This is a genomic window from Aquibium carbonis, assembly GCF_003970795.1.
Lineage (GTDB): Bacteria > Pseudomonadota > Alphaproteobacteria > Rhizobiales > Rhizobiaceae > Aquibium > Aquibium carbonis.
The window spans coordinates 1-19,400 of record NZ_RWKW01000040.1; the positions used below are offsets into that span (position 1 = coordinate 1).

Sequence of the window (19,400 nt, forward strand, 5' to 3'; positions counted from 1 at the left end):
GGCAATGCCGGAAAGCACGGCGACCATGGCCGCCAGCTACACCACGCGGTGGGACACGATCGCCGCGGCATGCGCTCGTTTCCGCCGCGTCTGCCCGACCAGCCGATTTTCCATCCCGTGCTGTTGGAAGACTATGCGGTCAGGATCGCTCGCGACTGCCGTAGTCGAAAGGCGGGACGACGGAGAAAGGCTGCGACGTCGGGGAACACTCCTGCGCCATCACGCCCGACGGCATCCGCCGAGGCATGGATCCCGGATACGTCGTCCTTCGCTTCGCTCGGACGTCGTTCCGGGATTGTGAAAGTGGGAGGCACCGCTGCTTCTTGGCGGCGAGGGACTGCGGCCAGCCCGCGGTGCGGTCCCTCAGAACCGGAACACGCCATATCCCGGTTCGCCCAGCGGGGCGTTCAGCGAGGCGGAAATCGCGATGCCCAGCGCGTTGCGCGTGTCGACGGGGTCGATGATGCCGTCGTCCCAGAGCTCCGAGGTGGAGTGATAGGCCGACAGCTGCTCCTGATAGGCAGCGCGGGTCTCCTCCCACAACTGGCGCACCACGGCCTCGTCGACGTCTCCGCCGTTTCTCTTCATCTGGTTGATCTTCACCTCCGCCAGCGTGTTGGCCGCCTGGTCGCCGCCCATGACGCCGATCTGGTGGTTGGGCCAGGTGAACAGGAAGCGCCCGTCGAAGGCCCGGCCACACATGCCGTAATTGCCGGCGCCGAAGGAGCCGTTGCACATGACGGTGAACTTGGGAACGTGGCTGCAGCTCTGGGCCATGATCATCTTGGCGCCGTCCTTGGTGATGCCGCGCCGCTCGTACTCCTTGCCGATCATGTAGCCGGTGATGTTCTGCAGGAAGACCAGCGGCGTGTTGTTCTGGTTGCAAAGCTCGATGAAATGGCCGCCCTTCAGCGAACTGTCGTTGAACAGCACGCCGTTGTTGGCGAGGATACCGACCTTGTAGCCCCAGATGTTGGCATAGCCGCAGATCAGCGTCGTGCCGTAGTTCGGCTGGTATTCGTGGAACCGGCTGCCGTCGACCATGCGGGCGATGATCTCGCGCATGTCGAACTGCTTCTTGATGTCGTCGGGAACGATGCCGTAGATCTCCTCGGGGTCGTAGGCCGGATCTTCCGGCGCTTCCCGCTGGCAGTCCCACTTCTTCGCCCGATCCCACTGCGCCACGATTTCGCGGCCGATGTGGATCGCCTCCTCCTCGGTGGCGGCCGGGTAGTCGCAGGTGCCCGACACGCTGGTGTGCATGTCGGCGCCGCCGAGATCCTCGACCGACACCTCTTCGCCGGTCGCCGCCTTGACGAGGGGCGGACCGCCGAGGAACACCGCACCGGTGCCCTGGACGATCACGCTGTAGTCGGACAGGCCGGGAATGTAGGCGCCGCCGGCCGTGCAGTGGCCGAACACCAGTGCCAGTTGCTTGACGCCCATCTTCGACAGGATCGACTGATTGCGGAAGATGCGCCCCGCCATGTACTTGTCGGGAAAGACCTCCGACTGGAGCTGCAGGAAGCCGCCGGCTGAATCGCACAGATGGATGACCGGCAGCCGGTTCTCCATGGCGATGTCGAGCGCCCGAACGATCTTCTTGGCGGTCAGCGGATACCAGGCGCCGCCCTTGACGGTCGGATCGTCGGCGCGGATGACGACCTCGCGACCCGACACGATGCCGATGCCGACGATGGAACTGGCCGAGGGAGAATCGCCGCCATAGGCCATGTTGGCTGCGAGCGAAGACAGTTCCAGGAACGGCGTTCCGGGGTCGAGCAGCTTCTCGATGCGCTCGCGCGGCCGCATCTTGCCCTGACTGGCCAACCGGTCGAGATCGCGCGTCGGGCGCTGGTGGCGCGCCGCCTCCTGCCGGGCGCGAAAGGCGGCGACGATGCCGCGGTTGTGGGTGTCGAAGCGGCGGAACTCCGCCGACGACGTCGAGATCATGGACTGGATCTTGCGCATGCGGGTCAGCCTTCGTCGACCTGTGGCTCGAGCGTCGCGATGACCTCGTCCTTCTCGAATGTCTCGCCCGCGGACCGGTGAACGGCCGCGACGATGCCGTCGCGGGGCGAGGGCAGGGCGGTCTGGAGCTTCATGCTCTCGATGGTCACCAGAACCTCGCCACGCGCCACACGGTCGCCGGCATTCCGGTGGACCGAGATGACGGCGCCCGGCATCGGCGCCTTCACGACGTCCAGGCTGGCGCCGCCCGCGCCGCTTCGGGAAAACGGATCGACGACGCCGACGTCGAAGGTGCGGCCGGCAAGCCGCAGCATCTGGCGATCGGCTACGCTGGCGCGGGCGAAGGTCACGGCATGTCCGCCGATTGCCATTGTCGTGCTTCCCCGACCAGCGGCGGGCAGTTCGGTCAGCTCGTGGTCCACGCCGTCGATACGCAGCGTCAGGTGCGGACGCCGGCGGGTGATCGAGACCTCGTGGACCTTTCCGTCGAGCGCGAGCTTGAGGCTCATCGTCAGTTCCTCCAGCCGCCGATGGCGGCATGCGGCTCGGGCGTGCCCAGCGCCAGTTCGCGAAAGTCGCGCAAGCCCAGCGCCGCGGCGGCCAGCACCTGCGCCAGGACCTGCTCCGGCACCGGGGGCGGCGCGAGCGCCTCGCGGTGCTCGGTGACGAAACCGGTGTGCAGGTGACCGTCGCGGAACGCGGCGTTGTCGAGGACGCGGGCCAGATAGTCGATGTTGGTCGTGACGCCGAGCAGCGCCAATCCCTCCAGGGCCGCGATGGCGCGATCGATCGCTTCGGCGCGATCGCCCCCGTGGGCGACCAGCTTGGCCAGCATCGGATCGAAGTCGGCGGTGATCTTCTGGCCGGGGTCGAGAGCGTTCTCGAACCGCAGCCAGGGCTCTTCCGGTACCCCGAGATAGGCGAGCACGCCGGTCTCGGGCAGGAAGTCGCGCTCCGGGTCTTCCGCGCAGATGCGGCATTCCATGGCATGGCCGGACAGGGTGACGTCGGCCTGCGCCGCCGGGAGACCCTTGCCGGCCGCGATCTCGATCTGGGCGCGCACGAGGTCGATGCCGGTGACCATCTCGGTGACCGGATGCTCCACCTGCAGGCGCGTGTTCATCTCCAGGAAGAAGAAGCGGCCGTCGGCGCCAAGGATGTATTCGACCGTTCCTGCGTTCTTGTAGCGGGCGGCGGCGGCCAACAGCACGGCCGAGCCGCAGATGGCGTCGCGCAGCGCCGGATCGAGACGGGCCGCCGGCGCCTCCTCGATGATCTTCTGGAAGCGACGCTGCACGGAGCATTCGCGCTCGAACAGATGGATCGCGCCGCCTTCGCCGTCGCCCAGAACCTGCACCTCGATGTGGCGCGGGCGCTCGACATAGGTCTCGGCATACACACGACCGTCGCCGAAGTAGCGCTGCGCTTCGCCCGCGGCGATGCGGGCTGCTTCGCGCAGTTCCTCGGCGGAGCGGACGATCGACATGCCCTTGCCGCCGCCGCCGGCCGCCGCCTTGATGAGCAGCGGAAAGCCGATCGTTTCGGCGCGGGCGATGAAGTCGTCGAGATCGCCGGTCGGCATGACGGACGGCGCCACGGGCACGCCCTGCGCCTCCGCGAAGGCGCGGGCGGAGATCTTGTCGCCCATCAGCGCGATGGTGTCGGGTGAGGGGCCGATGAAGGCGAGGCCGGCCTTCTCGACAGCCGCCGCGAAGCGGGCGTTCTCCGACAGGAAGCCGTAGCCGGGATGGATGGCGTCGGCGCCGGTGGCGAGGGCCGCCGCCACGATCGCCTCGATGTCGAGATGCGCTGCGACGGGTGTTTCGCCCGCGATTTCGACCGCTTCACCTGCCATCCGCACGTGCCTGGCGCGGGTCTCGAGCCGGTGATGGATCGCCACCGAAGCGATGCCGAGTTCATCGAGCGTGCGGATGACGCGGCAGGCGATTTCGCCGCGATTGGCGATCAGGATCTTGCCGAACAAGGGGGCAGTCATGCGGTCTCGTCCTTGTTCCAGTCTTCGAGAGGGCCGCCCGCGTCCAGCCAGTGGGCCGGGACCTGCACGGGGAAATCCATCATGATCTGCGCCAGTGCCTTGCCTTGCGGATCGTGCCGCAGAGAGGCGATGCCGCCGCCGCCAAGGCCCTGGTGCAGCAGGAAGTTGAAGCCTTCGAGCCCGGGCCATTCGAAGCGCTCGACCTCGCCCCTGACGAAATGCGCGAAGTAGCGCGCGACGGCCTGCGGGGTTGTCGCACGGCGGATCCAGGGCAGGTATTGCGGCTTGCGCGCCAGGATGCCGATGTTGCCGATGTCGCCCTTGTCGCCGCTGCGGCCATGCGCGATCGCGATGAGCGGCACGGTCGCGAGCGGGTCGTGGGGCGGCGCAACTGAACCCCCACCCTCTATCCCTCCCCACAAGGGGGAGGGGGGCGCCGACGCTTGAGCTTCATCTTCCGTCGAGGTGAAGAGCCGCGACGTCTCAGAACCCCCCTCCCCCTTGTGGGGAGGGGTACGGGGCGGGGGTGTCGCCACGCCGACTTCGATCGTCCGCCCGTCAACCTCCACCTCCGCGGGAATTTCGATCTTGGGTGCCAGGAAGGAGAAGAGCCTGATCACCGGCTGCGGCTCCGGGCGGCCTCCCGCGAAGCCGGTGAGACCTTGCGCCATCGACGTCGCGGCGGGGAAGATCTCGCGGCCGAAGACCTGCAGCGCGTCCTTCGAGGCATGCCGGACGGCGATCTTCAACACCACTTCGCGCGTGTCGCCCGCCCTGGCATTCTCGCCGTAATTGGTCTCGCTGCCGAGGACTTCGATCGATCGATCACTGTAGCCCTCGAAACCGGCAGCCTTCATCAGGCGCTCGGAGCGGGCAAGGATCGCCTCGGCCGTCGCCCTGGCCTTTGCCGCCGCCTCGCGTCCGGCGATCATCATGGTGACGGCGGCGCGGTAGCCGTCGGGATAGGTCAGGCTCACCTTGTAGCTGTCGGTCGGCGCCGCGCCGCGGGCGCCGGTGACCTTCACACGGTCGGACCCGACCTGTTCGAGCCTGACCGCGCTCCAGTCGGCCGTGACGTCGGGCAGGACGTAGCGCGTCGGGTCGCCGACCTCGTAGACGATCTGTTCGGCGACGGTCTTGGTGGAAACGAGCCCGCCGGTTCCTGCGGGCTTGGTGACGACGAAGCTGCCGTCGGCGCTGCATTCGGCGATGGGAAAGCCCATGTCGTCCCAGCCGGAAACCTCGCGCCAATCGGTGAAGATGCCACCGGTGACCTGGGTGCCGCATTCCAGCACATGGCCGCAGAGGCTGCCGGCCGACAGGAGGTCATGCTGGCTTGGTCCCCAGCCGAACTCGTGGATCAACGGGCCGAGCACGACGGCTGAATCCACCACGCGACCCGTGATCACGACGTCCGCGCCGGCGTCGAGCGCTGCGGCGATCGGGAAGGCGCCGAGATAGGCGTTCACGCTGGCGACGTTCGCCGGCATTGCTGCGCCGGAAAACATTTCCCGCACGTCCTGCTCGCGGTAGCGTTCGACCTGTCCGGACAGGTCGTCGCCGCGCACGACCGCGACCTTCAGGTCGACGCCGACGTCGCGGAAGACAGCCAGCAGGGCGTCGCGGCAGGCGTCGGGGTTGACGCCGCCGGCATTGGTGACGACGCGGATGCGTTTGTCGGCGATCTCGCGCGCCAGCGGTTTCATCACCATGGTGACGAAGTCGGTGGCGTAGCCCAGATCGGCGCGCTTGGCCTTCATCCGCGCCAGGATCGACATGGTGATCTCGGCCAGGTAATCCATCACTAGATAGTCGATGCCGCCGGCGCGCACGAGTTGGGCTGGTCCCTCCGGCGTGTCGCCCCAGAAACCGGCGCCGCAGCCGATCCGGACTGTCCTGGTCATGCCCGCTACTCCCCAGACCAGTTCGGCTTGCGCTTTTCGTTGAAGGCCGCAAATCCTTCGCGCGCGTCCTGCGTGCGCGCCATGTTGGCCAGCATGAACTGGGCGTATTCCAGCGCCGCGTCCGTCGACATCTCGCGGATCTTGGAGAGCGCCTGCTTGCCAAGCCTGATTCCGGTCGGCGACTTGTCGGTGATGCGCCCGAGCAGCCACTCGAGCTTGGTGTCGAGTTCACCGGCCGGAACGGCGTAGTTGACGATCCGCTCGCCTTCAGCCTCGCGTGCCAGCATCGGCTCGCCCGAAAGGCAAAGTTCCATCATCCGCCTGTAGCTGATGACGCGCAGCAGGAAGGGAAGGATCATCATCGGGAAGATGCCGACCTTGACCTCCGAGACGCCCAACAGGGCGTCCTCGCGGGCGACGACCAGGTCGCAGGCGCAGACGAGGCCCAATCCGCCGGCGAGCGCGTGGCCGTTCACGCGTGCAACCAGCGGCAGGCGACAGGAATCCATTCGGCGCAGCAGGCGCGCGACGTAGTGGCGAGGGTCGGCGACGTCGATGGTGAACGGGGTTCCGTCCGCCTGGAGTTGCAGATCACCGCCCGCGCAGAAGGCCTTGTCGCCCGCTCCCGTCAGAACGATGGCGCGGACGGTCCGATCGGCTTCTGCCTCGTCGAGGCCCGAATGGATCAGTTCCGCGACCCTTTCGTTGAGGGCGTTGCGACGTTCCTCACGGCTGATGGTGATCCACTGCACCGGGCCACGGCGTTCGATCGTCACGGGTTGCGTCACTTTTCCCCCCTGTTTCGCACTCGGGTGTGAGCCTAAATGATTTCAATTCATCAGCGTTGTCAACCGACCCGAAAGGCTCGGCCGGCAGGGCGCTTCCTATACCGAACCGATCTGTGTATCTGCCGGGAACACTTGACAATCGAGTGCCGATCAGATGATGAAATCACTTCATTAGCGGCCGTAGCGGTCTGCCGAGGTGGTCGAGGGAGGACATGTTGGACATTGCAGGATCGAACGAGAAGCACGCCGTCTTCGATCTCGATGCGGAACAACAGATGGTCCTCGACAATGCGGATCGCTTCGCCCGCAACGAACTCTATCCGCTCGCGCCGCGCATGGACAACGAGGAATGGTGGCCGCAGGACGCCTTCCCCTTGATCGGTGACAACGGGCTGTTCGGCATCACCATTCCGGAGGAGTATGGCGGCACCGGGCTCGATCTTTTCGCGGCGGGGCTCGTGTTGCAGGGTTTCGCGCGCTGGAATCACGCCATGGCGCTGGCCTGGGTGGCACATGACAATCTCTGCGCGAACAACATCTACCGAAACGGCAACGAGGACCAGCGGCGGCGCTACCTTCCCGACCTGTGCTCCGGTCGCAAGATCGGCGCGCTCGGCCTGACCGAGCCTGGCGCGGGGTCCGACGCGCTGGGGTCGATGCGCACGACGGCGCGCCGCGACGGCGACCACTATGTCCTCAACGGCTCGAAGATCTACATCACCAACGGTCCCGTCGCGGACGTCCTTCTGGTCTATGCCAAGACGGATCGTGAGAAGGGCGCACACGGCATCTCGGCCTTCATCGTCGAGAAGGACATGCCCGGCTTCAAGGTGGCGCAGAAGCTCAACAAGATGGGCTATCGCGGCAGCCAGACCGGCGAGCTCCTGTTCGAGGAGTGCCGCGTGCCGGCCGAGAACCTCGTCGGCGGCGAAAACCGCGGCGTCTCGGTCGTCATGAGCGGCCTCGACCTCGAGCGTGCGATGATTTCGCCGATCTGCCTCGGCGTCGCCGAGCGCGCGCTCGAGCTTTCGATCGATTATGCCAGGACCCGCCAGCAGTTCGGCAAGCCGATCGGCTCGTTCCAGATGGTGCAGTCGATGATCGCCGACATGTATGTGCAGGTGGAGACGATCCGCACCTTCACCTATCGTGTGCTGGCTGCGGCGGCGCCGCTGGAGATCGGCGGCGGCGGGCGCGGCGACATCCACATGCTGACGGCGGCCTCGGTGATGTACGCCGCCGAGGCATCGCACAAGGTTCTCGATCTCGCCGTGCAGGTTCACGGCGGAACGGGCTACATCTGGGAATCGGAGATCAACCGGCTCTTCCGCTCGACCAAGCTGCTCGAGATCGGCGCCGGCACCACGGAAGTGCGAAAGATGATCATCGCCGGCGAACTGCTCAAGGGCATGGGCAAATGACGGGCGCGGAGAGCTTCGGCCTCACCGACGCCGATCTCGCCGTCAAGCCGACCGTCTATGCGCCGGGCATGTTCGACGGCAAGGTGGCGCTGGTCTCGGGCGGGGCCGGCGGGATCGGGCGGGCGACAGCCTGGCTCCTCGCGCGGCTTGGCGCCCATGTGATCATCAGCGGTCGCAGCGAAGCCAAGATCGCCGGCCTCATCGGCGCGATGCGAGAGACGGGCCTCGCTTGCTCTGGCCATGCCGTCGACATTCGCGAACCGGAGGGCGTCGCGGCTTTCTTCGACCGGATCTGGGACGAGCACGGACAGCTCGACCTTCTGGTCAACAGCGCCGGCGGCCAGTTTCCCCAGGCCGCCATCGATTTCAGCGTGAAGGGCTGGAACGCCGTCATCAACACCAATCTCAACGGCACCTGGTTCATGATGCAGGCTGCGGCGCGCAAGTGGCGCGACGCGGGCCAGCCGGGTAGCATCGTCAACGTCGTCGTCGTCACCACGCACGGCCTGCACGGCGTTGCGCACACGGTCGCCGCGCGGGCGGGGGTGATCGGCCTGTCGCGTTCGGTTGCGGTGGAATGGGCGCCGCTCGGCATCCGCGTCAACTGCGTCGCGCCGGGCGCCATCGAGACGGACGGCTGGAAGGTCTACACGCCGCAGGTCCGCGCCGCCTATCCGATGACCAACCCGATGATGCGGGCGGGCGACGCCTGGGACATCGCGGAAGCCAGCGTCTATCTCGGCGGTCCGGCGGGCAAGTTCATCACCGGCGAGCTCCTGACCGTCGACGGCGGTGGGCAATTGTGGGGTGAGACCTGGACGACCGGCAAGCCGGACTATTTCAAGGGCGCCGATTCCAGGGGCGCCGATCGGCCCGACGGAGACTAGCTGCTATGATCGAGCTTCGACCCGGCACGACCGTGACCACCCCCGGCCGGACCATGGGGGAGGGCGACATCTCGCTGTTTGCCGGGTTGGTCGGCGACTTCACGCCGATCCACGTCGACGAGGAGTTCGCCAGCGCCTCGCCGCACGGCGCCCGCATCGCGCATGGCCCGCTGACGCTGGCGACCGCGATCGGCATGGCGACGCAGACCGGGATGTTCGGCCCGCGGGTGATCGGCCTCGTCAACCTCAACTGGGACTTCATGGGCGTGGTGCGGATCGGCGACACGATCCGCTCGACGGTCACGGTGGAGACGCTGCGCCCGACCTCGAAGCCCGGCCGCAGCCTCGGCACGTTCCGCTTCGAGGTGTTCAACCAGGACAAGGCGGTGGTGCAGCGCGGCACGATGACGGTGGTGCTGCGCGATGACGAGGCCGCCGAAGTCCTGTCCTGACCAGGGTCCCCTGTCCGGCCCTCGACTTCACCCCGGCGTCAGCCGCGCCTCCATCTCGTGGCGCAGGATCTTGCCGGTCGTGCTGCGCGGGAACGCCTCGAACGGGATGAAATGCACCGCCTTGGGGCGCTTGTAGCCGGCAAGGCCGGCGCGGCAGAGCGCCTCGACATCCTGGGCCGTGAGGGTCTCGTCGTTGCGCGCGATGAAGGCGACCGGCACTTCGCCCCAGCGGTCGTCGCGCTGGCGGACCACGATGGCGTCCCGAACGCGCGGATCCGACAGCAGCACGCGCTCGACCTCGGCCGGATAGATGTTCTCGCCACCGGACTTGATCATGTACTTGGCGCGGTCGACGAAATCGTAGGTACCGTCGGGGTTGCGGCGGAAGAGGTCTCCCATGCGGAACCAGCCGCCCTCGAAGTCGCGCGCATTGGTCTCGTCGGCGTTCCAGTAGCCGCTGAACACGGTCGGCCCGCGCACGGCCGCCTCGCCCGGCTCGCCTTCGGGCACCTCGTTGCCGTCGACGTCGAGGAGGCGCAGGTCGCACATCGCGCTCTTGCGCTTGGAAAGGCCGTCGGGAACCGCCCCCGGCGCGATCAGGCACGACGAGGCGGGCGGCAGCCCGGTCTCGGTCGATCCGAAGCTGTTGAGATAGGGCGCGTTCGTCAGCCGCGAGAGCGCGGCGATCAGGTGCTTTGGCACGAGATCGGCCATGGCGCCCACCGCGCGGATGCTCTTTGGCCGCCTGCTCGTGCGCTGGAGCAGGTCGACGACGGGTTCGATCGAGCCCGGCATCAGCAGCATCCAGCCCAGTTCGTGCCGTTCCATCGCGTCGACGATCGCCTCGGCGTCGAAGCCATCGACGATGATCGCCGTCGCGCCCGACATCAGCGCACCCAGCACCTGGTCGGTCGAGCCCATGTGGAACATCGGTGCCCAGGCAATGAAGCCGTCGCTCTCGCGCGCATGCATGTCGATGCGCAGGACCGCGTTGCGCGCGATCTCGGCGCGGTGGCTGATCAGCGCGCCCTTCGGCATGCCGGTCGTGCCGCTGGTGTAGAGGATGACGAGGCCGTCCTCCGGGTCGACGTGCGGAAGCTGTTCGAGGGGCTGCGCCGCCTGGACAAGCGCCTCGTAGTCGTGCTCCAGGACGAGGCGCGTCCGCGTCCCCATGTCGAGCGCTGCGAGCGTTGTCGCAAAGCGCTCCGACACGACGAGCAGCGACGGGTCGACCAGGTCGATGCAGTGCTGCAGCTCGGCCGGCGCCAGGCGCCAGTTCTGGCAGGCGACGATCGCGCCCAGCGCCGCGCACGCAAGCTCGATCTCGGCATATTCCTGTCGGTTCTCCGACAGCAGCGCCAGCCGGTCTCCCCGGCGCAGGCCGAGCCCATGCAGGGCGCCCGCGAGCGCCAGCACGCGCTGGTCCAGCTCGCGATAGGTGATCTTGCTCTGCTTCGTCTCCAGCGCGACGGCATCGGGGTCGCGCCGCACGCAGGCGCTGAAAAGCCCGTGGACGGTCAGGCGGCCGGCGGCTGCGACGTCGAGGCGCCACGCGGCGGCGTCGATGTCCATGTTGCGCGGTGGCGTCGTCGTAGATGACTGCATCAGCATTCCTCCCTGCCGAATCGTCGCCGGTGTGGACCGTTGCAGGCTATGGCGCTGCGGAGCCGGTCATCGTCTCCAGCCTTGCGACCGCCCGCTCCAGCCGCTCCGCCAGATCAGGCGTGGCGGGCTGTTGGGGCTTGCGTCGCTCGAGCCCGCTGAGCACCAGGTCCACGATCATGTCGGCCGTCGCATCGGGGTCGAAGTCGCCTTCGCCACGCAGATAGGCCCAGGTTCGATGCTCGGTGCAGCCGTAGATCATGTCGCGGACCAGCCGCAGCGGAACGTCTTCGCGCAGCTCGCCGGCCTCGATGCCTTCCTTGATGATGTCGAGCGTCCGGCGCGTATACTCGCGGTTCAGTTCATGCACCGCCGTGTGGCTGTAGTCTCCTCCGGTGCGCAGGTGCTGGAACATCAGGTTGCACAGCGCTGGCTCCTCGTGGATCGTCGAGAGGTGGCGCCAGATCATGAAGCGCAGCCGGTTGCGCGTTCCGCGGATGCCGGCGAGTTGCAGGTCGTAATCGGCCAGCATGCCCTCGTACCAGTCCTCGATCACCTTCACGAGGAGATCGCGCTTGTTTTCGAAGTAGCGATAGATGCTGCCCTCGACCACCTTGGCGCGCTCGGCGATGTCCGAAAGGGGGGCGTCTTCGTATCCCTTCTCCCGGAAGACCTCGCGCGCCGCCGACATGATCTCGGCGACGCGCTGCTCCCGGGAAAGACGGAAGACCTGTCGGCGGGGCGTGGGGCTGTTCATGGGGCCTCTCTTCGAAAGGACGGCGATCGCTTGTCGGTGAAGGCGGACATGCCTTCCTGCCACTCCGGCCCGGACGCCACCGCCGCGACGGCGTCGAGCGCGATCCTGTCGGCTTCCTCGGCTGTCGCGGCTTCGCAGCGGTACAGCGCGCGTTTCGTCTCCGCAATGGCAATCGGGCTGCATCGCAGGAAGCGTCGGGCGAAGGAGAGAGATGCGTCCGGCAGTTCGGTCTGGACGTGGATGGCCGTCACGAGCCCGATCGAGCAGGCGGCTTCGGCCGTCCATTGCTCGCCGGGGAGGATGAACTCGAGCGCCTTCGCGCGTCCGACGATGCGTGACAGGAGCTGCACGCCGCCGCCGCCCGCGACCGCGCCCAGCGTCGTCTCCGTCAGCCCGATTCGCGCATCGCGCGACATCAGGCGGAAGTCGCAGGCCAGCGCCAGTTCGCAGCCGCCGCCGAGGGCATGCCCGCCGATCGCCGCCACCGTCACGAAGGGGCCGTTTCGCAGTCTCGCGAAGACGTCGAGGATCCGGTGCACGTAACTGCGGATCCCCAGCGGGTTCGAATGCAGCGGCGAGGCCGGATCGGTGAAGTAGCGGATGTGGGCGCCGCCGCAGAAGGTCTTTCCCGAGCCGGTGAGGATCAGGACGCGTGCCTGGGCGGCCTCCACCTCGGACAGAAGGCTTTCCAGCGACGCCAGCAGTTCGGTCGTGATCGTGTTGTGGGTCTCGCCCCGGGAAAGCGTGATCCGCGCGATCCCGCTCTCCGGCCAATCGAGCGTCGCCGGCGGGTTCGTCTCGGTCGAGGTCATTTCGCAGCTCCGCAACGCAGCATCGGAATCCGGGTTGACAAATCGTAGGCTTCACCCGCTAATGAATACAATTCATCATCTGGCGGCAATAGGCAAGAGGTGGATCAAGAGCGCGATCGAGCGTCCTGGGAGGGGCCATGTCGTACAAATCAACCGATTCATCCAATCCTGCGCGTCTCGCGGCGTCGTTCGATGGCCCACTCGTTTCCATTTCTGTCGCCGACAGATAAGCGCCATTCATTACCAGGCGACGGCAGGTCCATGCTCGCTTTGAACAACATCCAGATTCTCTACGACCGCGCCATCGAGGCCGTGCGCGACGTGTCGCTCGAGGTCGCGCAGGGCACGATCGTCGCCCTGCTCGGGTCCAACGGGGCCGGCAAGTCGACCATCCTCAAGGCGATCTCGGGCGTCCTCTACCAGGAGGATGGGGAGATCATGAGTGGGTCGATCCTCCTCGATGGTGAGCGGATATCGGGTGCCGCGCCGCGCGACATCGTTTGCAAGGGCCTGCTCCAGGTGCCGGAAGGCCGCGCCCTCTTCGCCACGTTGACCGTCGAGGAGAACCTGCTGATGGGAGGCTTCACGCGCAGCCGGTCCGAAGCCGCGGACGGGCTCGACACGGTCTACGGGCTGTTTCCGCGCATCAAGGAGCGCCGCACGCAGGTTGCCGGGTACCTGTCCGGTGGCGAGCAGCAGATGGTGGCTGTCGGCCGAGCCCTGATGGGCCGCCCGCGCCTCCTCATGCTGGACGAACCATCGCTCGGGCTAGCGCCCCAGATCGTCGATACGATCTTCGAGGCGATCATCAAGCTCAATGCCGAAAGTGCGATGACGGTCCTGCTGGTCGAGCAGAATGCGCAGCTGGCGCTGCAGACGGCGTCCTACGGCTATATCATCGAGAATGGTCGCATCGTGCTCGACGGCCCGGCCGAGAAGCTGCGTTCGAACAACGACGTCCAGGAATTCTATCTCGGCTTCTCTGGCGGCGAGCGCAGGAGCATGCGCGACGTCAAGCACTACAAGCGTCGCAAGAGGTGGCTGTCATGAAGGCCCTTCTCGAGCTTCATGGCGTCACCAAGCGCTTCGGGGGCCTCGTGGCGGTGAACGATGTCGGCCTGAGCGTCGAGCAGGGGCAGATCTACAGCCTGATCGGGCCGAACGGCGCCGGCAAGACGACGCTGTTCAATCTGATCAGCGCCGTCTTCGCGCCAACCGAGGGACGGATACTCTTCGAGGGGCATGATCTGACGCGCCTTCCGACGCATGCGCTGGCGCGCCTCGGCATCGCGCGAACCTTCCAGAACCTGGCGGTCTTCAAGCACGAGACCGTGGTGAACAACCTGCTCGTCGGCATGCATTCGCATCTCCAGTCGGGTCCGATTGCGTCGGCCTTCTTCTGGGGTCGGACCCGACGCGAGGAAATCGCCGCCCGAGAGCGCGTCGAGGAGATCATCGACTTCCTGGAGATCGAGGACATCCGCGATCATCCCGTCGGCACCCTCTCCTATGGCCAGCAGAAGCGGGTCGAGCTCGGCCGGGCACTGGCGATCTCGCCGAAGCTCCTGCTGCTCGACGAGATGGTGTCGGGCATGAACCAGGAAGAGCGGGAGGACATCGCCCGCTTCATTCTCGATCTGAAGGACGAACTGGGCATGACGGTGTTCATGGTCGAGCACGACATGGGGATCGTCATGGACATCTCCGACCATGTCTGCGTCATGAATTACGGGCGCAAGATCGCGGAGGGGACACCGGCCGAAGTGGCCGCGAACCCGGCGGTGATCGACGCCTATCTCGGCAGCAGCCGGAGCGCGGCATGAGCGGGCGGTTCGAACCAACCCGCATGACGATGCCGCAGGTGCTGAAGCATCACGCGGTCACGCAGGGCACCGCTCTGGCGCTGCGCGAAAAGCAGAAAGGGCTCTGGCGGCGCTACAGCTGGCAGGACTACTTCGAGACCGCCCGTCTCGCCGCCATCGGTTTTTGCGCGCTCGGCTTTCGTCCCGGCGACCGGATTGCGGTGGCCGGCGACGACAGTCCTCAGTGGCTGTTCGCCGATCTCGGCGCGCAGATGGCCGGCGGCGCCTGCCTCGGCATCTATCCGACCAATCCCTGGCCGGAACTGCAATACATCGTGCGCCATTCGCGGGCACGGATCGTCGTGTGTGGCGACCAGGAACAGACCGACAAGGTGCTGGAGGCGCGGCGGCAGGACGGGGGTTTGCCCGATCTGGAGCACATCATCTGCGTCGACATGAAGGGCATGCGTCATTATCGCGAGCCGGGCCTGATGTCGTTCGACGACCTCGTGGCACTCGGCCGCGCGAACGAGGCCGCGCTCGGCCCGGTCGTCGATGGCAGGATAGACGGCGGTGATCCCGACGACGTGGCCATCGTCGTCTACACGTCCGGCACCACGGGCATGCCCAAGGGGGCGATGCTGAGCCACCGCAACATGCTCTACTCGGCCGCCGAGGTGGCCCGCATTCATGGATTGTCGCGCGAGACCTATTCGGTGCTCTGCTATCTGCCGCTCTGCCACGTGGCCGAACGCAGCTTCTCCACCGTCCTGCAACTCGTGACCGGCTGCACCGTCTCCTTCGCCGAATCCGTGGACACGGTCGTGGTCAACCTGCGCGAGATCGCGCCGAAAGGCTTTCTCGGCGTGCCGCGCATCTGGGAAAAGATGCAGCAAAGCGTCGCCTACCGCGTCAAGGACACGACGCCCTTCCAGCGCCGCATCTACGAGGCCTGCATGGCGCGCGGCCGGCCCATCGCCGAGCGGCGCCTGACCAATGGCGGCGCCTTCGCCAGCCTCTCCGACCGGCTCACCTTCCAGCTCCTGTCGCTGGTCTGCTTCCGCAGCCTGCGCAACTTCCTCGGCCTCAACAGGGTCCGGGCCGGCTTCTGCGGCGGGGCGACGGTCTCCCCCGAGGTGCTGCTGTTCTTCTGGATCCTCGGCGTACCGGTCTATCAGATCTACGGCATGACCGAGAGCGCCGGCGTCTCGCACAGCCAGCGGCTCGGCGCCACGACGCTTGGCCGATCCGGCCCGCTGATCGACGGGCTTGACCAGAAGACGGCGGCGGACGGCGAGTTGCTGCTGCGCGGGCCAAGCCTCTTCAAGGGCTATCTCTTCGACGACGACGCGACGGCACGCGCCTTCTCCGACGGCTGGCTGCACACCGGCGACATTGTCGAGGTGGAGGCCAGCGGCGAGGCGCATGTCCTCGACCGAAAGAAGGACATCCTGATCACCTCCGGCGGCAAGAACATCACGCCCTCCTTGATCGAGAACGCCCTGAAGGATTCGCCCTACATCCGCGAGGCGATCCTGCTCGGCGACGGCCGCAACTTCCTCGCCGCGCTGATCCAGATCGACCTGGAGACCACGGGCAAGTGGGCGCAGGAACAGAACATCCAGTACACGACCTACCGCACGCTCGCCCAGAACGAGAAGGTCGTGGAACTCATCGACGCGGAAGTAACGCGGGTGAACGAGCGCTTCGCCCGCGTCGAGAACGTCCGCAAGTTCCTGATCCTGGCCAAGGAGCTCGACCATGACGACGGCGAGCTGACCGCCACGATGAAGGTTCGCCGGCGGATCATCGAGGAGAAGTTCGGGACCGAGATACGGTCGATCTACGGAGATGCCGCCTGATGGATTTCCTGCTTCTCCTTCTCGCCAGCGGCCTGGTCTCGGGCGCGGCCTACGGGCTGATCGCCATGGGCTTCGCGCTGATCTTCAAGTCGACCGGCGTCGTCAATTTCGCTCAGGGCGAACTGGTGATGCTGACGGCCTACATCTCCTTCACGCTCTATTCGACCTTCGATCTGTCGTTCTTCCCGCTGATGCTGGTGACGATCCCCATCTCGATGGCGATCGGCCTCGTGCTCGAGCGGCTGTTTATCCGGCCGATGCTGGGGGAGCCGATCTTTGCCATCGTCATGGTGACCGTCGGCCTGGCGGTCGTCCTGCGCGGCATCACCATCATGGCGTGGGGACCGGATCCGTTCAACTTCAACGCCGGCATACCGACTCGCGTCGTCACGCTCGGCGGGGTGCCGTTCTATCCGGCGCAACTCTATCTGATCGGCGCTCTGGGGGTGCTGACGGCGGCGGGCTGGGCCTTCCTGCGCTTCTCGCGCATGGGTATCGCCATGCGGGCGGTGGCGGCCAACGAGACGGCCGCCCTGCTCGTCGGCATCAGCGTCAGCCGCATTCACGCCATCGCCTGGATGCTGTCGGCAGCGATCGCCTCGATCGCTGGCGTCCTGTTCGCGGCCAACTTCAAGCTGGCGCCCGATCTCTGGTTCCAGGGGCTGCGCGCCTTTCCCGCGGTCATCCTCGGCGGCATGGACTCGGTCATCGGTTCGGCCGTCGCCGGCCTCGTGATCGGCGTGATCGAGAACCTCTTCCAGGGCTATGTCGGGCAGGGGCTGCGCGAGATCTCGGGCTTCATCGTCATCATCATCGTGCTGATGGTCCGGCCGTTCGGCCTCTTCGGCTCCAAAGACATCGAGCGGGTCTGATGCGCACAGGTCATTTCAAGGAACGCACCGCCCAGCTCGTCGCGCTCAGCGACAGCAAGGTCGTGTGGTCGTTCGCCGGACTGCTGCTGGCGCTGGTGCTGGCCGCGCCGTTCCTGATCGGGAACTACCAGGTCACGCTGCTGGTCTCGGCCATGATCGCGATCGTCGGTGCCGTCGGCCTCAACATGCTGACGGGGACGACCGGGCTCATCTCGCTCGGCCAGGCCGGGTTCCTCGCCGTCGGGGCCTATACGAACGCCATCCTGATGATGGACTACGGCTGGCCGGTGTGGCTGTCGATGCCGGCGGCCGGCGTGGTCTCGGCCCTCGTCAGCCTTCTGGTCGGCGTGCCGTCTCTGCGGCTGAAAGGGCTCTATCTCGCCATCACGACGCTCGCCTTCGCCTTCATCATCAACCACGTCATTCTCTACGCGGAATGGCTGACCCACGGCCCGAACGGCATCTTCGTGTCGGGCGCCAAGGTGTTCGGCGTCGACCTGCAGCGCGGCAAGGCGCTCTACTACATGACCTTCGGCATCACGGTGGTGGTGGTCTTCGCGGCGCTCAACATCCAGCGCTCGCGGGTCGGCCGCGCCTGGATGGCGATCCGCGACCACGACATCGCGGCGCGGGTGATGGGCGTCGACCTTTTGCGCTACAAGCTCTACGCCTTCATGGTCAGCTCCTTCATCGTCGGCATCGCGGGCGCGCTGATCTCGCTGCAGATCCGCTTCGTCAACATCGACGTCTTCGCGCTGATCCTGTCGATCGAGGCGCTGGCGATCATCATTCTCGGCGGGCTCGGCTCGATCGCCGGCGCCATCCTCGGCGCGATTTTCCTGTCGCTGCTGCCCGAGGCGATCCGGCTCTTCTTCGACGCCTTCGCCGACACAAATTCGAGCTTCTACACCACCTACGTCTACGAAATCCGCGGCATCACCTACGGCATCGTCATCATCGCCTTCCTCCGGCTGAAGCCGGAAGGCCTGATCGGGCTGTGGCGTGACGTGCGGAAGTACTGGAGCAACTGGCCGCTCGCCTACTAGCCGCAAAAACGGCAGGGGAGCAAAACAAGTGGAGGAAACAATGAAAAACGGACTTCTGGCACTCAGCGCGTTCCTGCTCGCCTCGACCGCCTCTTACGCGGCCGATCCCGGCGTTTCGGACACCGAGATCAAGATCGGTGACGTCAACATCATGACCGGCCCGGCCTCCTTCATCGGTCGCGCCGTCTCGGTCGGATCCAAGATCGCCGCCGCAGAAATCAACGAGGCCGGCGGCGTCAACGGCCGCAAGATCACCATCATCACCGAGGACGACGGCTACGTGCCGGCGCGCTCGTTCCAGGCGCTGACCAAGCTGATCGAGGTCGACGAGATTTTCGCCCTCAACGGCACATCGGGCACGGCCAACGTGCTGGCGATGATGCCGCTGATCGAGGAAAACAACCTGCCGACCGTCGTGACGACGGCGCCGAACGAACTGGTCTACCAGCCCGTGCGCCCCTCGGTCTTCACCGTCGGCGCCAGCTATTCGGACGCCTTCTACGCCCAGCTTAAATACATTCACGAGAACACCGAGCCGGAGAATGCGGTCTACGGCCTGATCCGGCAGGACGATGATTTCGGCGGCGCCGTGGAGGCCGGCTACGATCGCGCGGTGAAGGAGTTCGGCGTCAAGGACGGCCTGCGGATCCGCTTCAAGAAGGGCACGGCCAACTTTGCGGCCGAAGTGGCGCAGATGCGGCAGGCGGGCGTCAACGTCCTGGCCAATGGCGGCATCATCGCCGGTGCGGCCAACATCCTCAGCGAAGCGCGCAAGCTCTCGATGGACCTGCAGGTCGCTTCGGTGTGGAGCGAGGACATGCCGCCCTCGGTCAATCTCTCGGCCCCTGCCGGCTACGATTATCTCGTGGCGGACTATGTCGCGCTCAGCGGTCCGGCGATCGACGCTTTCCTGGAGAAGGCGAAGAAGTATGCCAGCGACGAGGAGGTCGCGGCGATCAACCGCTACACCTACGTCACCTATGTGGGTCTGAAGGCGCTTGCCGAGGCGATGGGCCAGTGCGGCCAGGATCTCACCCGCGCCTGCACGGTCGAGAAGCTGCGCGAGCTCAAGGATTTCGACACGCAGGGCATCAGCGCGCCGCTCAGCTTCGACAATCCCGAGCAGCTTTCGGGCACGGCTGTCGCGGTCTACCAGCTGAACGCGGCCGAAAAGACCTTCACGGCGCTGACCGACTTCGCCGACTACTGAGACCAGTCTTCGGGCCCG

The 19,400-nt window shown here is 66.3% G+C and carries 17 protein-coding genes and 1 pseudogene; 10 read left to right on the forward strand and 8 right to left on the reverse strand.

Annotated elements, in window-relative coordinates:
- Positions 1–69 precede the first annotated feature (69 nt).
- Positions 70–156 (forward strand): annotated as a pseudogene (locus tag EJC49_RS26065) (ADP-ribosylation/crystallin J1); the annotation flags it as partial.
- A 207-nt stretch (positions 157–363) separates the two neighbouring features.
- Here the strand turns inward: EJC49_RS26065 and EJC49_RS11550 are convergent.
- From EJC49_RS11550 to EJC49_RS11570, 5 genes are read right to left on the reverse strand one after another with little or no spacing between them, the layout of a single operon-like run.
- A complete protein-coding gene (locus tag EJC49_RS11550) occupies positions 364–1,971 on the reverse strand; it encodes an acyl-CoA carboxylase subunit beta (protein ID WP_126700085.1) in 1,608 nt (535 codons plus the stop codon).
- Positions 1,972–1,976: 5 nt separating this feature from the next.
- Positions 1,977–2,480, reverse strand: coding sequence for an acyl-CoA carboxylase biotin carboxyl carrier protein subunit (locus EJC49_RS11555; protein ID WP_126700086.1), 504 nt, complete (start codon positions 2,478–2,480; stop codon positions 1,977–1,979).
- Positions 2,481–2,482: 2 nt separating this feature from the next.
- Positions 2,483–3,967: an acetyl-CoA carboxylase biotin carboxylase subunit gene (locus tag EJC49_RS11560; RefSeq protein ID WP_170314687.1), complete on the reverse strand. Its 1,485-nt coding sequence runs from the start codon at positions 3,965–3,967 to the stop codon at positions 2,483–2,485.
- Positions 3,964–5,871: an acyclic terpene utilization AtuA family protein gene (locus EJC49_RS11565; RefSeq protein ID WP_126700087.1), complete on the reverse strand. Its 1,908-nt coding sequence runs from the start codon at positions 5,869–5,871 to the stop codon at positions 3,964–3,966. Before EJC49_RS11565 ends, EJC49_RS11560 begins: the two co-directional genes overlap by 4 nt.
- A gap of 5 nt (positions 5,872–5,876) precedes the next feature.
- On the reverse strand, positions 5,877–6,659 hold the full coding sequence (locus EJC49_RS11570) for an enoyl-CoA hydratase-related protein (RefSeq protein WP_126700088.1): 783 nt from the start codon (positions 6,657–6,659) through the stop codon (positions 5,877–5,879).
- Positions 6,660–6,871: 212 nt separating this feature from the next.
- On the opposite strand from EJC49_RS11570, the gene EJC49_RS11575 reads away from it, so the two are divergent.
- From EJC49_RS11575 to EJC49_RS11585, 3 genes are read left to right on the forward strand one after another with little or no spacing between them, the layout of a single operon-like run.
- Positions 6,872–8,080, forward strand: a complete 1,209-nt coding sequence (locus EJC49_RS11575) for an acyl-CoA dehydrogenase family protein (protein ID WP_126700089.1) — start codon at positions 6,872–6,874, stop codon at positions 8,078–8,080.
- Positions 8,077–8,967 (forward strand): SDR family oxidoreductase, encoded by an 891-nt coding sequence (locus tag EJC49_RS11580; protein WP_126700090.1) that lies wholly within the window; start codon positions 8,077–8,079, stop codon positions 8,965–8,967. Before EJC49_RS11575 ends, EJC49_RS11580 begins: the two co-directional genes overlap by 4 nt.
- Before the next feature lie 5 nt (positions 8,968–8,972).
- A complete protein-coding gene (locus EJC49_RS11585) occupies positions 8,973–9,419 on the forward strand; it encodes a MaoC family dehydratase (RefSeq protein ID WP_126700091.1) in 447 nt (148 codons plus the stop codon).
- 27 nt (positions 9,420–9,446) lie between these two features.
- On the opposite strand, the gene EJC49_RS11590 is transcribed toward EJC49_RS11585, so the two are convergent.
- From EJC49_RS11590 to EJC49_RS11600, 3 genes are read right to left on the reverse strand one after another with little or no spacing between them, the layout of a single operon-like run.
- Positions 9,447–11,024: a class I adenylate-forming enzyme family protein gene (locus tag EJC49_RS11590; RefSeq protein WP_210211793.1), complete on the reverse strand. Its 1,578-nt coding sequence runs from the start codon at positions 11,022–11,024 to the stop codon at positions 9,447–9,449.
- A gap of 46 nt (positions 11,025–11,070) precedes the next feature.
- Positions 11,071–11,778: a TetR family transcriptional regulator gene (locus EJC49_RS11595; protein ID WP_126700092.1), complete on the reverse strand. Its 708-nt coding sequence runs from the start codon at positions 11,776–11,778 to the stop codon at positions 11,071–11,073.
- A complete protein-coding gene (locus EJC49_RS11600) occupies positions 11,775–12,590 on the reverse strand; it encodes an enoyl-CoA hydratase/isomerase family protein (RefSeq protein ID WP_126700093.1) in 816 nt (271 codons plus the stop codon). Before EJC49_RS11600 ends, EJC49_RS11595 begins: the two co-directional genes overlap by 4 nt.
- Positions 12,591–12,851: 261 nt before the next feature.
- Here EJC49_RS11600 and EJC49_RS11605 point away from each other — a divergent pair, with 261 nt between their 5' ends.
- Genes EJC49_RS11605 through EJC49_RS11630 form a run of 6 tightly spaced genes read left to right on the forward strand, consistent with a single transcriptional unit; the run spans position 12,852 to position 19,382 of the window.
- The gene (locus EJC49_RS11605; RefSeq protein WP_126700094.1) at positions 12,852–13,640 is read left to right on the forward strand and encodes an ABC transporter ATP-binding protein; all 789 of its coding nucleotides are present in this window, start codon (positions 12,852–12,854) and stop codon (positions 13,638–13,640) included.
- Positions 13,637–14,413, forward strand: coding sequence for an ABC transporter ATP-binding protein (locus tag EJC49_RS11610; RefSeq protein WP_126700095.1), 777 nt, complete (start codon positions 13,637–13,639; stop codon positions 14,411–14,413). Before EJC49_RS11605 ends, EJC49_RS11610 begins: the two co-directional genes overlap by 4 nt.
- Positions 14,410–16,254, forward strand: coding sequence for an AMP-dependent synthetase/ligase (locus tag EJC49_RS11615; protein WP_126700096.1), 1,845 nt, complete (start codon positions 14,410–14,412; stop codon positions 16,252–16,254). The genes EJC49_RS11610 and EJC49_RS11615 overlap by 4 nt, the downstream gene beginning before the upstream one ends.
- A complete protein-coding gene (locus EJC49_RS11620; protein ID WP_126700097.1) occupies positions 16,254–17,126 on the forward strand; it encodes a branched-chain amino acid ABC transporter permease in 873 nt (290 codons plus the stop codon). Before EJC49_RS11615 ends, EJC49_RS11620 begins: the two co-directional genes overlap by 1 nt.
- Positions 17,126–18,172 (forward strand): branched-chain amino acid ABC transporter permease, encoded by a 1,047-nt coding sequence (locus EJC49_RS11625; RefSeq protein ID WP_126700098.1) that lies wholly within the window; start codon positions 17,126–17,128, stop codon positions 18,170–18,172. The genes EJC49_RS11620 and EJC49_RS11625 overlap by 1 nt, the downstream gene beginning before the upstream one ends.
- 40 nt (positions 18,173–18,212) lie before the next feature.
- On the forward strand, positions 18,213–19,382 hold the full coding sequence (locus tag EJC49_RS11630) for an ABC transporter substrate-binding protein (protein WP_126700099.1): 1,170 nt from the start codon (positions 18,213–18,215) through the stop codon (positions 19,380–19,382).
- Positions 19,383–19,400: the final 18 nt, after the last annotated feature.